Here is a 12,764-nt window from a genome sequence, read left to right as displayed (position 1 = left end):
ATGCATCCGAATGACGATGACCGCACCCAGTTCATGCCGCGTCCCGGTGGCCGCGCGCCGGAGCCTGTTCGCGCAGAGCCGGCGCCGCTGTCGATGCCCGCTGCGCCGATCCTGACCGGCAAGGCCCAGGGCCTGAACCCGCTGGAAAGCGCCGCCGGCCCGTTGTTGGCGCTGCTGACGCGCCTGCGCAACACGATCTCGCACCCTGCGCCAGCGAGCCTGCGTGCGCAGCTGCTGGCTTACCTGCGCCAGTTCGAAGAACGTGCCGAGGCGGCCGGCGTGGCCCGCAACGATGTGCTGCTGGCGCGTTACGCGCTGTGCACCGCCCTCGATGAAGCCGTGCTGAGTACGCCGTGGGGCAGTGCCAGTGACTGGGGCAAGCAGAGCCTGCTGATCACCGTGCACAACGAAGCCTGGGGCGGCGAAAAGGTCTTCCAATTGCTGGATCACTGCCTGCAAAGCCCGCGGGAACGCCTGTACCTGCTGGAACTGCTGTACCTGTGCCTGTGCCTGGGTTTCGAAGGTCGCTACCGCGTGATGAACGATGGCCGCAGCCAGCTGGAAGCCTTGCGCGAGCGTACCGCTGCGGCGATTCGCAGTGCCCGTGGCGAGCATGAGCGCGAGCTGTCACCCCATTGGCGCGGCGTGACCGTGGCCCGTGATCGCCTGGCGCAGTTCATGCCGCCATGGATCGCCGTGGCCATCGGCCTGGCACTGCTGTTGGCATTGCTGTTCGGGTTGCGGATGAAACTGGCGTCGGATGCCGAGCCGGTGTTCAAGAATATTCATGCCCTGGGGGAGATCCCGGTGCAGGCCATCGACCGTCCGGTGGCCCAGCCGAAAATCATCGAGCGACCGCGTCTGGCGGGCTTCCTGGTGGAAGACATCAAGGCCGGTCGCGTAGCCGTGGAAGATGCCGTCGACCGCTCCGTGGTGACCATCCGTGGTGATGAACTGTTCGCCTCGGCCAGCTCCAGCATCGTCGATGACTTCCAGCCGCTGATGCTGCGTATTGCCGACGCCATCCGCAAGGTCAAGGGCCAGGTGCGGGTCACCGGCCACAGCGATAACCGTCCGATTGCGACCCTGCGCTTTCCGTCCAACTGGGCGCTGTCCGAGGCGAGGGCCAAGTCGGTGCTGGAGATTCTCGCGGCCAAGACCGGCCAGCCGGAACGCTTCAGCGCCGAAGGCCGCAGCGACACCGAGCCGGTGGCGACCAACGCCACAGCCGAAGGCCGTGCGCGCAATCGCCGGGTAGAAATCACCGTATTGGCGGAGGGCGTCGAGTGAAGGCGTTTTTCAGTTTTGTGATTCGCTGGGTGATCCCGCTGCTGGGCCTGGTCGCCTTGAGCCTGATCATCTGGTTTGTGGGCCCGTTGCTCGATGTGCTGGTGCCGGAAGGGCGCCGCTGGGCGCTGATCATCCTGGTGTTCGCGGTGTGGATTGCCTACCGCGTATTCCGGATTATCCAGGCCCGCCGCCAGGCCGCCGAAGTAATGCGCAGCCTTGCCGCAGAAACCCCGCCAGACCCTGCCAGCGTCGCCACCGCCGAAGAGCTGGCGACCTTGCGCCAGCGCATGGACGAAGCCCTGGCCCTGTTGAAAAAGGCCAAGCTGGGCGGTGACGAGCGCCGCAACCTGTATGAGCTGCCGTGGTACGTGATCATCGGCCCGCCGGGCTCGGGCAAGACCACCGCGCTGGTCAATTCCGGGCTGCACTTTCCCTTGGCGGCGCAGTTGGGTGCCGGTGCGGTACGGGGCGTGGGCGGTACGCGCAATTGCGATTGGTGGTTTACCGACCAGGCCGTATTGCTCGACACCGCTGGCCGCTACACCACCCAGGACAGCAACTCCACGGTGGATAAAGCCGCCTGGCTGGGCTTTCTCGACCTGCTGAAAAAGCAGCGTTCCCGGCGCCCGATTGATGGTGCGTTTATCGCCATCAGCCTCTCGGACCTGCTGCTGGGCAGCGATGCCGAGCGTGCCGCCCATGCCGCCGCGATCCGCCTGCGCATCCAGGAGCTGTACACCCAACTGGGCGTGCGCTTCCCGATCTACCTGATGCTCACCAAGCTCGACCTGGTGCCGGGCTTCATGGAGTTCTTCGACAACCTGAGCAAGGAGGAGCGCGCCCAAGTGTGGGGCATGACCTTCGCCCTGGACGACGGCAAGAACAGCGACAGCCCGCTGGCCCATCTGCAAAGCGAGTTCGCCGGCCTGGAACAGCGCCTCAACGAGCGCCTGGTGGAGCGCCTGCAACAGGAACGCGACCCGGCGCGGCGCGACCTGATCTACGGTTTCCCGCAGCAGTTCGGCGCGTTGAAGGATTGCCTGCAAGGCTTCCTCGAAGGCGTGTTCAAACCCAACGCCTTTGAAGAGCGCGTCTTGCTGCGCGGTGTGTACTTCACCAGCGGCACCCAGGAAGGCAGCCCGATTGACCGCTTGATCGGCGCCATGGCCCAGAGCATGAACCTGGACCGCCAGCACCTGGCGCGCCAGACCGGCACCGGGCGCAGTTACTTCATCGAAAAACTGTTCACCGCCGTGGCGTTTGCCGAGCGTGGCCTGGTGGGCGTCAACCCGAAGGTCGAGCGCCGTCGCAAGTGGATTGCCCGGGGTGTGCTGGCCGCAACCGTGGCGCTGGTACTGGTCGTCAGCACGTTGTGGTGGGTGAGTTATCGCGCCAACCAGGCCTACATCGCCCAGGTTGACCAGAAGGTCGCGCCGTTGGGCCAGACCGTGCAGAACCTGAGCCCGGCGCAGCGCGAAGTACTCGCGGTATTGCCGTTGCTCAATGCGGTGAAGAACCTGGCGGGCGACTCGCCGAGCTGGTCCGAAGGCTTGGGCCTGTATCAGGGCGACATGCTCGAAGCCGAATCCTCCAGCGTCTACCGCAAGCTGTTGATCGCCGTGTTCGCACCCCGGTTGGTGACGCGCATCGAAGAGCAACTGCACGGCGGCGGCAATTCCGACTTCCTCTACGAAGGTTTGAAGGCCTACCTGATGCTCGCCGACAGCGAGCATTACGACCCGGACTTCATCAAGGCCTGGATCGCTCTCGACTGGGACCGCAACCTGCCGCGCGACCTGCCGGCGGACCAACGCCAGGCCCTGATCGGGCACTTGCAGGCCTTGTTCGAGCGGCATCCGCCCAGCGCCCGTCTCGACCCGCGCTTGATCGACGACCTGCGTCGGCAACTGCAGCAACTGCCAGTGGCCCAGCGCGTCTACGACCGTATCAAGCGCCAGAAACTGCCGGAAGGCGTGCCGGACTTTCGCATCAACGAAGCGGCGGGCCGCGATGCCGCGCTGGTGTTCAGTCGCAAGAGCGGCAAGCCGTTGGGCGAACCGTTGAGCGGTTTCTTCACCGCCAAGGGCTATCGCCAGGGCTTCCTGCTGGCCAGCCTGAACCAGACCGGCACCCTTGCGGAAGAGCAGTGGGTACTGGGCCGCGAGCAGGCCGACCAACAAAACGTCGTTAGCCTCGCCGCCGATGTGCGCCGCCTGTACTTCCAGGACTATCAACGCCAGTGGGATGCGTTGCTGGCGGATATCGACTTTGTGCCGATCACCAGCGTGGCCCAGGCGGCCGACGTCTTGCGGGTGATTTCCGGGCCGACCTCGCCGCTGAAGAAGCTGCTGGTGGCGGTCTCCAAGGAGACCGACTTGCAGGCGGAAGAACGCCTGCTGGCTGCCAAGGGCGCGCCGGTGGAAGGTGGTGTGGACAAGCTCAAGGAACGCCTCGGCAGCCTGCTTGGCCAGGACCAGCCAACTGCGAATGCACCAGCGGCCAGTGAAGATCCGGTGACGGCGCACTTCGCCGAACTCAACAGCATCGTCAGCAAGAACGAAGGCGAACCGGCGGCCATCGATGGCCTGCTGGCGGACATGAATGCGCTGTATGTGCAGGTCAGCGCCATGGTCGGCGCCAGTGGCGATGCGTTGCTCGGCGAAGCGAAAAACCAGGCGGCGGCTGCGGCCACGCGGGTCAGCCTGAATGCCGAACGCCAGCCGCCGCTGGTGCAGGGCATGGTCAAGTCAGTGGTCAACTCCACCACCAACAGCATGATGGGCGGGGTGCGTAACCAGCTAAATGCGGCGTGGGTCAGCGAAGTGGTGAACGTGTATCGCCAGTCCCTGGCCGGGCGCTATCCGATGTCGCCCGGCAGTGCGCGGGACGCGACCCTGGATGACTTCGGCCAGTTCTTCGGGGTGGGCGGGGTGATGGACAATTACTTCCGCAAGTACCTGCAACCTTACGTCGACACCTCCACGCAAACCTGGCGCTGGCAGCCGGGCGCGGCGCAGAAGCTCGGCATCGCGCCGGGCGTGCTGCAAACCTTCCAGCGCGCGGCGACCATTCGGGATGCGTTTTTCCGTGCCGGTGGCACCCAGCCGATCGTGCGCTTTGAACTCAAACCGGTGGCGATGGACGCGACCATCACCCAGTTCCTGCTGGACCTGGACGGCCAGCAACTGAGCTATGACCACGGCCCGAGCCGGCCGGTCGCGATGCAGTGGCCGAATCCCGGCAGCATTGGCGTGGTGCGCATTTCCATCATGCCGCCGTCAGCCAGCGGGCGCTCCGGCGTGACGCTGGACGGCCCGTGGGCCTGGTTTCGTCTGCTGGAGCAATCGGACCTGACCGCCGGCAATTCGCCGGACCGCTTCAACCTGCGTCTGCGGGTCGACGGCGCGAGCATCTCCTACGAGTTGCGGGCCAACAGTGCCTTCAACCCGTTCAAGAGCCGCGTGCTTAACGGCTTCAGCCTGCCGGAGCGGCTATGACCACGCTGGGTTTCTACGGCAAGTTGGCGTGCCGCGGCGACTTTGTCAGCCGCGCGCTGCCCCAGAGTTTTATCGGCCCTTGGGACAGTTGGCTGGCGTCCGGATTGCTCGCCAGCCAGACCCGCCTCGGGGCTGACTGGCTGAATGCTTACCTGGTCAGCCCGTTGTGGCGCTTCGTGTTGGCGCCGGGTGTGTGCGGGCCGGACGCGGCGGTGGGCGTGGTGATGCCGAGCATCGACCGGGTGGGGCGCTATTTCCCGCTGACGGTGGCTGCGCTGTTGGATCACGACACCGACCCGGCCTCCGTCGTTGGCGGCCCGGACACCTGGTTTGAACAGGTGGAAGAGTTGCTGCTGAGCACGCTGGATGCCGGCGCCAGCTTCGAAGGTTTCAGCGGCGGGATCGAATCCCTCGGCGCTCCAGCCTGCCAACCTCGCACCTTGGGTAGTCGCTTTGCGGGCTTGCAGCGTGTCAACGCCACAGACCCTCAAGCGCGGATGACTGCGCTTGCCGAACAGGCCTGCGAAGGCGCGAGCCTGTGGTGGGGTCGTGGTTCGCAACAGATTTCTCCCGGTTTGATGCGGTGTCAGGGCTTGCCTGCTGCCGACGATTTTGCGCAATTTTTGCTCGGCCAAGAAGGTGTTGTGTAGATGCGGTCCACGTTCAAATCCGCCAGCAAAAGCCACGTCGGCATGGTTCGCCAAGTCAATGAAGACGCTTGCCTCGACCTGCCGGAAAACGGCCTGTGGTTGGTGGCCGACGGCATGGGCGGGCACGCGGCGGGGGATTACGTCAGCAGCCTGATCGTCGACAGCCTGCGCAGCATTCCCGTGGGCCGTTCCCTTGAGGAATACACGGCGGCGTTGCGCAGCGACCTGCTGCGAGTCAACGGCGCGGTGCGCGAAGAAACCGCCCACCGTGGCGTGACCATGATGGGCAGTACCGTGGTGTTGCTCGCCACCCGAGGCTTGCGCGGCGTGTGCCTGTGGGCCGGCGACAGCCGCCTGTATCGCCTGCGCGACGGCCTGCTGGAAAGCATTTCCCGCGACCACAGCTACGTGCAGGACTTGCAGGACAGCGGCCTGCTCAGCGAAGCCGATGCGCGGGTGCATCCACGGGCGAATATCGTCACCCGCGCGATTGGCGTGGAAGCACAGTTGGCGTTGTCGTCGGTCGACCTGTTGATCGCCCCCGGCGACAGTTACCTGCTGTGCAGCGACGGCCTGAACAAGACCGTCGAAGACCACGAGATCCGCGAAGTACTGAGCCATGCCGAGCCGGACGAAATCGTCCGCAGCCTGGTGCACCTGGGGCTCAATCGCGGCGCGCCGGACAACATCACCGCCATCGTTGTGAAGGTGTCGACATGAACATCATCATTCCCGGCTACGACATCGAAGGCGAAATCGGCGTTGGCGCCATGGCCAGCGTGTACCTGGCGACCCAGCGTTCCCTGGAGCGCAAGGTGGCGCTGAAGATCATGGCGGCGGCGCTGGCGGCCGACCCGAGTTTCTGCGAGCGCTTCCTGCGCGAAGGCAAGACCCTGGCGCGCCTGTCCCACCCGCACACCGTGACCATCCATGACATCGGCAATGTCGGTGAACTGTACTACATGGCCATGGAATACCTGCCCAATGGCACGCTCAAGGAGCGCATCGCCGCGGGCCTGACGCCGGAGCAAGGGCTGACGTATATCCGCCAGATCGCCTCGGCGCTGGGTTATGCCCACGCCCAGGGCCTGGTACACCGCGATGTGAAGCCGGCGAACATTCTGTTCCGCGCGGATGGCACGGCGGTGCTGTCGGACTTTGGCATCGCCAAGTCCCTGGATGACCGCACGCAGTTCACCCAGGCCGGATTTGCCGTTGGCACGCCGAGCTACATGAGCCCGGAGCAGGCCCGGGGCCAGGAAATTGACGGGCGCGCCGACCTGTATGCGCTGGGCGTGGTGCTCTATGAAATCCTCGTGGGCAAGTTGCCTTACAACGGCACCGATGCGCTTTCCACAGCACTGGCACACCTGACTGAACCGCTGCCGGAATTGCCGGTGCACCACGGGCGCTATCAGGAGGTGCTGCGCAAGCTGCTGGCCAAGGACCCGGCGGAGCGCTTCCCGGATGCGGCGGCGTTGCTGCTGGCGCTGGATCAGTTGCCGAAGGAGGAGCAGGTAGAGGCGACGTTGATTCGGCCCCTGCCGATTCCGGTTGCGGTCGCCAATGACCTGGCCGGACTCACGCCGGTTTCCATCGAAATCCCGACCGAAAAGCCGCAGCCACAACCCGTGCGGCAACCGGTGGTGACGCCGACGCAACACTCGGCTGTGTCCGGACAAAACCGTGGACCGGTGCTGGCGTTGGCGGCAGTTGCCGTGGCAGTCGCGCTGGCGATTGCGGGCGCAAGTTACTGGTGGTTGAAAGATGACGCGCCAGCCGCCGCGCCGCCGGTTGCCGAGGCGGCCAAGGCCGTCACGCCGCCTGCCACGCAACCGGTAGCGGCGCAGGTTGACGGCGGTCAACGCCCGTTGCTGATGGCCGGCAAGAAAACCCTGTTCCAGCGGGTACTGAGCAAGCCCGGCGCCAAGCTTTCCCACGAAGCGGGCGGGGCGCCTGGCGAAGGTTTGCCGGCGTTTTCCGTGCTCTATGTCTACCAACGCAAGGACGTCGACGGCAGCCCCTGGCTACGGGTTGGCGCCGCCACTGACGGGCGCAGCGACGGCTGGCTGCCGGCGGCGCAAGCCAGCGACTGGAAGCAGAGCCTGGTGCTCAAGTTCACCGAGCGTTCGGGTCGGGCGCCGGTGATGTTCCTGCGCCAATCTGCGGAAGTGGAAAAGCTGCTGGCCGATCCTGCCGCAGCGAAAAACCTGCTGCTCAAGGTGCAGAAAAACAGCGAGGACAACCAGCAAGTGCTGGCCTTGGAACCGGCCGCCAGTGCTGTGCCGCAGAACCAGTTTTACCTGCTGCCGATCTTCGACTCCAAAGAGAGCTTCGACGAAAACGGCCAGCCGGTGCAGTTGCTCAACGTCGCCTCCATCGACCCGGGCAACACGCCTAATGTCATCGCCAAGGCTGTCGGCCGAACGCCGGCGATCGATGCCAGCGCCGACGCCTTCCGCACCGCCGTGGTGCTGGTGGTCGACACCACGGTGTCGATGCAGCCCTACATCGACCAGGTTCGCGACGTGGTCCACGAGCTGCAAACCCGTATCGCCGAGCGTGGCGAGCTGGACAGCGTGAGCTTTGGGCTGGTGGGTTTTCGCAACAGCATCAAGAAAACCCCGGGCCTGGAGTATGTGGCCAAGACCCTGATCACCCTCGACCAAGGGCGCGACCCGCAGCGCTTCCTCGACATGGCGCGGCAGGTCAAAGCGTCGACGGTGTCCAGCCACTCGTTCAACGAAGACGCGTTCGCCGGTGTCATGCAGGCGGTGGAAGGCATGGACTGGTCCGGCTACGGCGGGCGCTTGATCCTGCTGGTGACCGACGCCGGTGCGCTGCGCAAGAACGACCCGTTCGCCACCACCCAGATGAACGAAGCCGAAGTGCGCCAGGCGGCGCTGGGCAAGCAGATCAAGATCTACGCCTTGCACCTGCGCACCGACGCCGGGAAGAAAACCCACAGCGGCGCCGAAACCCAGTACCGCACCCTGACCGCCGATGCCAACCCGCAGATCGGCGACCTGTACACGCCGGTGCCCGGCGGCGATGTACGCAAGTTTGGCGAGCGGGTCGACGAGATCGGCACGGTGTTCGCCAACCTGGTGCATCAGGTGCGCAGCAACACGCCGCAGCCGGTGCCGCTGCTCAGTGCCGCGCCGACCCTGGCGGACAAATCCGCCGCCGTCGGTTACGCGATGCACATGGATTTCCTCGGCCGCAAAACCGCGAGCCAGGCGCCGCAACTGGTGAGTGCCTGGACCGCCGACCGCGACCTGACCAACACCGCGCTGCCGGCCTTCCAGGTGTGCGTGATGTTGACCAAATTGCAGCTCAACGATTTGCAGCAATCCTTGAAACTGATCGTCGACGCGGCGCGCAAAACCCAGACCTCACCGAAGGATTTCTTCCAGGAAATCGCCAGCGCCTCGGCCTATATGAGCCGCGATCCACAGGCCTTGAAAAAAGGCGGCAACCTGGCGGACGGCGGCATCCTTGGCGAATACCTGGAAGGCCTGCCGTACCGCAGCAAGTCGCTGAACATGACCCAGGATTTGTGGCTGTCGTTGAGCGTGGCCGAGCAGGAAGACTTTATCGACGAGCTGGATTCGAAGATCCGCCTCTACGAAACCTTCCATAACGATGTGGCCAACTGGGTCCGTTTCGGCGATGCCGAGCCGGGTGATGCGTTGTACCGCGTGCCGCTGTCGACGCTGCCGTAATGCTGAACTTGAGCGCAGTGCACAAGAGCCGGGGCGTTGGTGCCCAGCGCTACAGCCTGGTGATACCGGGCTTGCAACTGCGTGCGGGTGAACAGTTGGCGGTGGTCGGGCCGAGTGGCTGTGGCAAGAGCACCTTGCTGGATTTGCTCGCGCTGGTGTTGGCGCCGGATCAGGTCGGGCAGTTCGATTTCAACCGCGTCGACATTGCCGGGCTTTGGCGTGGTGACCAGCAAAGCGCGCTGGCGGACCTGCGTAGTCGGCACCTGGGTTACGTGCTGCAAACCGGCGGCCTGCTGGGTTTTCTCGATGTGCGCGGCAACATTGCGTTGTCGCGGCAACTCCTGGGTTTGAAAGACGACGGCAGCGTGGCGCGGTTGGCCGAGCAGTTGGAAATCACTGATCAGTTGGACAAGAAGCCGACGGCGTTGTCCGTCGGCCAGCGTCAGCGGGTCAGTTGCGCAAGAGCCCTGGCCCACGGTCCGCAGCTGTTGCTGGCGGATGAGCCCACCGCTGCGCTCGACCCGTTGAACGCCGAGCGGGTGATGCAGGCGCTGTTGGCCCAGGCCCGGCATAACGGCGCGTGCTGCGTGATCGCCACCCATGATGAACCCCTGGCCCGGGCCAGCGGCTTGCAGGTGCGGCGCATCAGTTGCCGTCGCGACGCCGACGGCGGCGTCACCGCCACCCTTGGGGAGGCGTGCTGATGCGTATCGCCCTGGTGGCTTCCCTGGCCTGGCAGGATTACCGCAACGATGCGTGGCTGTCGGTGTGTTCGGTGCTGGCGCTGGTGGCGGTGATCGCGCCGTTGCTGGTGTTATTCGGCCTGAAATTTGGACTGGTTAGCAGTTTGACCGAACGTATGGAGAACGACCCGGCCACCCGGGAAATTATTCCGTTGGGCGGTGGTCGATTCAGCAGTGAATTTGTCGAGCAGCTCCGCCAGCGCAGCGACGTGGCGTTCGCCTTGCCGCGCACCCGGCAGATTGCGGCGACGGCGCAGTTGGGGGCGGTGACGGTGGAGATGCTGCCGACCGCCGCCAACGACCCATTGCTGGCCGGCCTGCCGATGCCCAAGGGCCTGGATCAGATCGTGCTGAGCCACACCGTTGCCGAAAAGCTCGGGGCAAAGGCCGGGGATTGGCTGGAGGCGAGTTTTGGGCGCCAGGTGGCGGGGCGCATCGAGTCGCAACGCCTGCGGGTTCAAGTGCTGCAGGTAGCGCCGCTGGAAGCCTTCGCCCGGGATGGATTGTTTGCACCCTTGGGCTTGCTGGAAGCAGCGGAAGATTATCGCGATGGCCGCGCGGTGCCGGCGTTTGGCTGGGACGGCGATGCGGTGGGCGTCAGCGAGCAACGGGTATACCCGGCGTTCCGTTTGTATGCGCGGCGCCTGGTGGATGTGGAGCCGCTGCGGGTGTATTTCGCCGGGCAGAATCTGTTGGTGTCGACCCAGGCCCAGACCATCGCCCAGGTGCAGTCGTTGAGCCGCAACCTGTCGATCGTGTTCTGGATCATCGCCGGGCTGGCGTTGGCGGGCGCGTTTGCCGCGATCTTTGCCGCGGCGCTGGCGTCGGTTGCACGCAAGCGCCGGGAGCTGTCGGTATTGCGGTTGTTGGGGTTTTCCACCGCCGGGTTGTTGCTGTTTGTGGTGTTGCAGGCGCTCTACAGCGCGGGGTTTGCCGCTGCATTGAGTGGGCTTTTATATGGCTTGGCAGAGTCCGGCCTGAACCAATTATTCGTGCAGGTGCCGGGCGAATACGCCAGTCACCTGCTGGCGCGTCACTACGGCCTGGCCCTGGCAGCTGTCCTCGGCGTCAGCGCCGTGGCGGCGGCGTGTGGTGGTTGGCGTGTGGCGCGTATCCAGGCTTCTGAAGGAATCAGAGATGTATAAGTTACTGGGCGCCGCCATGGCGCTGACCCTGTCCTGTGTGGCCTGGGCCGATGAGGCGAGCGACAAGCTGGACAACCCCAAGCCGTTGCCGGACGACGTCAGCCTGCCGCTGCCCTGCGAAGGCAACATGGTGTTCCGCTATGCCTACGTGCTGGCCCAGGGCACCCTGGATGACCGCGAGATCAGCCTCGGCTACCCGTTCAGCGAAGGTGAAGCGGGCTATCAGCAGTCGTTCATTTCCGGTTATCGCCGCGACTTCATCAACGGCCAGTTCACCCTCAAGGACCTGCCCAAGGACTGGAACAAGGTCATTGCGCCGCTGATGCCGAAGACCGACGCCAAGACCCCGCTCAAGCCGATGCTGTACTTCATCGGCAAGTACGAAGTCACTGCGCGGCAATATGCGCAGGTCATGTCCCAGGCGCAATCCCTGGCCAGTGGCGAACCCGCCCCGGCGTGCGATGTACCTACCGGGATGGCGGCGCGCTTGCCCAAGGTCAAGTTGTCGCGCTTTGAAGCCGAACGCTTCTCGGCGGTGTACAGCGCCTGGTTGATGAAATATCACCGCGAGCTGCTGCCGGTGAGTGGTCGCGGTGCTTCGGCGGACGACGGCGGCCTGGGCTTTGTGCGCCTGCCTACCGAAGTGGAGTGGGAGTTTGCCGCGCGCGGTGGCCAGGCGGTCAGCCGTCAGGACCTTGAAGGCCGACTGTTTCCACGGCGTACCGAGGGCAGCGAAAGCGATGGTCCCCTTGCCGATTACGCGGTGTTCAATCAGGTCGCCGGTGGCACCGGCCAGGCCGCACGGCTGATGCCCATTGGCACCAAGCTGCCCAACCCGATCGGCATGTTCGATGTGATCGGCAACGCAGCGGAAATGGTCCAGGAATCCTTCCAACTGGTGCACGCCGGGCGTCGCCAGGGCACCTACGGCGGGTTCGTGGTCAAGGGCGGCAACTACCTGGAAGGCGAGGGCACGCTGTTCACCGGCATGCGCCGCGAGTACCCGTTGTTCGCCGCCGACGGTACCGAACAAAGCAACGAGACCACCGGCTTTCGCGTGGCGATTGGCGCCTTGTCGGCACCGCGTTCGCGCTACAAGGAACTGTTCGCCCAGTGGCAGAAGGAAGGTCGCCTGGCCTCGCTGACCGATGCCATCGACGACGCCCAGGACCCGACCAAGCGCCTGGACAGCATCATCGCCGCCAGCGTCGACCCGCGCCTGCAAGCCGAACTTGGGCTGGTCAACGAAGAGCTCAAGCGCAACGTCTCGCTGATCGCCCAGCAGCGCGAAGAAGCGGCTGGCAACCTGATTCAGTCCGCGGCCCTGGTGGCCGAGACCATCAACAACTACAACATCCGCCTGATCAATTTGCAGAAGAGCCGCCAGCAGGCCATCGACGCCAAGGACGAGGCCAGCGCGCAGCTGTTCGCCACGGCGATCACCAATGGGCGCAGTGCGCTGGACGGCGCGGTGGCGATCTACATCGACAACCTGGCCACCGGCACGCGCTACACCGATGCGGTGATCCAGGCGCAGTTTCAACGGATCAAGGAAGAGTTGGATCGCAAGCCGGTACTGGGCAAGAGCCTGGTGACGCGTGCGACGTTATTCGTTCGCCATGTGGGCAACTACCGCAAGCAACAGCGGGCCGACCCGGCGACGATTTTGAAGGAATTGCTCGCAGCGAGCGGTCAGCGGTCTTGACCGCTGGTT

Annotated in this window: 8 protein-coding genes; all 8 read left to right on the top strand. The window is 64.9% G+C overall.

Annotated features, from left to right (window positions below; genetic code table 11):
* From HX811_RS18930 to HX811_RS18895, 8 genes are read left to right on the top strand one after another with little or no spacing between them, the layout of a single operon-like run.
* Entirely contained in the window at window positions 1-1,290 is a 1,290-nt protein-coding gene (locus HX811_RS18930) for a DotU family type VI secretion system protein (protein WP_102370169.1), read from the top strand.
* Entirely contained in the window at window positions 1,287-4,787 is a 3,501-nt protein-coding gene (gene tssM / locus HX811_RS18925; RefSeq protein ID WP_177046860.1) for a type VI secretion system membrane subunit TssM, read from the top strand. The genes HX811_RS18930 and tssM overlap by 4 nt, the downstream gene beginning before the upstream one ends.
* Window positions 4,784-5,437, top strand: a complete 654-nt coding sequence (gene tagF / locus HX811_RS18920; protein WP_008439457.1) for a type VI secretion system-associated protein TagF — start codon at window positions 4,784-4,786, stop codon at window positions 5,435-5,437. Before tssM ends, tagF begins: the two co-directional genes overlap by 4 nt.
* The gene (locus tag HX811_RS18915) at window positions 5,438-6,157 is read left to right on the top strand and encodes a PP2C family serine/threonine-protein phosphatase (protein WP_177046858.1); all 720 of its coding nucleotides are present in this window, start codon (window positions 5,438-5,440) and stop codon (window positions 6,155-6,157) included.
* Window positions 6,154-9,162: a serine/threonine-protein kinase gene (locus HX811_RS18910; protein WP_177046856.1), complete on the top strand. Its 3,009-nt coding sequence runs from the start codon at window positions 6,154-6,156 to the stop codon at window positions 9,160-9,162. Before HX811_RS18915 ends, HX811_RS18910 begins: the two co-directional genes overlap by 4 nt.
* Entirely contained in the window at window positions 9,162-9,866 is a 705-nt protein-coding gene (locus HX811_RS18905; RefSeq protein ID WP_177046854.1) for an ABC transporter ATP-binding protein, read from the top strand. The genes HX811_RS18910 and HX811_RS18905 overlap by 1 nt, the downstream gene beginning before the upstream one ends.
* Window positions 9,866-11,050 carry an ABC transporter permease gene (locus HX811_RS18900; RefSeq protein WP_177046852.1) on the top strand — a complete coding sequence of 395 codons (1,185 nt, stop codon included), beginning with the start codon at window positions 9,866-9,868 and terminating at the stop codon, window positions 11,048-11,050. The genes HX811_RS18905 and HX811_RS18900 overlap by 1 nt, the downstream gene beginning before the upstream one ends.
* Window positions 11,043-12,755, top strand: a complete 1,713-nt coding sequence (locus HX811_RS18895; RefSeq protein WP_003213313.1) for an SUMF1/EgtB/PvdO family nonheme iron enzyme — start codon at window positions 11,043-11,045, stop codon at window positions 12,753-12,755. The genes HX811_RS18900 and HX811_RS18895 overlap by 8 nt, the downstream gene beginning before the upstream one ends.
* The last annotated feature ends 9 nt before the right edge of the window (window positions 12,756-12,764 follow it).

It is taken from the genome of Pseudomonas sp. F8002, from assembly GCF_013385495.1.
Classification (GTDB): Bacteria; Pseudomonadota; Gammaproteobacteria; order Pseudomonadales; family Pseudomonadaceae; genus Aquipseudomonas.
Note: the sequence above shows the minus strand (reverse complement) of the source record. Positions and strands in the feature narration are given on the sequence as shown.

What these genes read in the sequence shown, in the direction of transcription:
- HX811_RS18930 (WP_102370169.1), top strand. Translation starts at nt 1, where the DNA reads ATGCATCCGAATGACGATGACCGCACCCAGTTCATGCCGCGTCCCGGT.
- tagF (WP_008439457.1), top strand. Translation starts at nt 4,784, where the DNA reads ATGACCACGCTGGGTTTCTACGGCAAGTTGGCGTGCCGCGGCGACTTT.
- HX811_RS18915 (WP_177046858.1), top strand. Translation starts at nt 5,438, where the DNA reads ATGCGGTCCACGTTCAAATCCGCCAGCAAAAGCCACGTCGGCATGGTT.
- HX811_RS18910 (WP_177046856.1), top strand. Translation starts at nt 6,154, where the DNA reads ATGAACATCATCATTCCCGGCTACGACATCGAAGGCGAAATCGGCGTT.
- HX811_RS18905 (WP_177046854.1), top strand. Translation starts at nt 9,162, where the DNA reads ATGCTGAACTTGAGCGCAGTGCACAAGAGCCGGGGCGTTGGTGCCCAG.
- HX811_RS18900 (WP_177046852.1), top strand. Translation starts at nt 9,866, where the DNA reads ATGCGTATCGCCCTGGTGGCTTCCCTGGCCTGGCAGGATTACCGCAAC.
- HX811_RS18895 (WP_003213313.1), top strand. Translation starts at nt 11,043, where the DNA reads ATGTATAAGTTACTGGGCGCCGCCATGGCGCTGACCCTGTCCTGTGTG.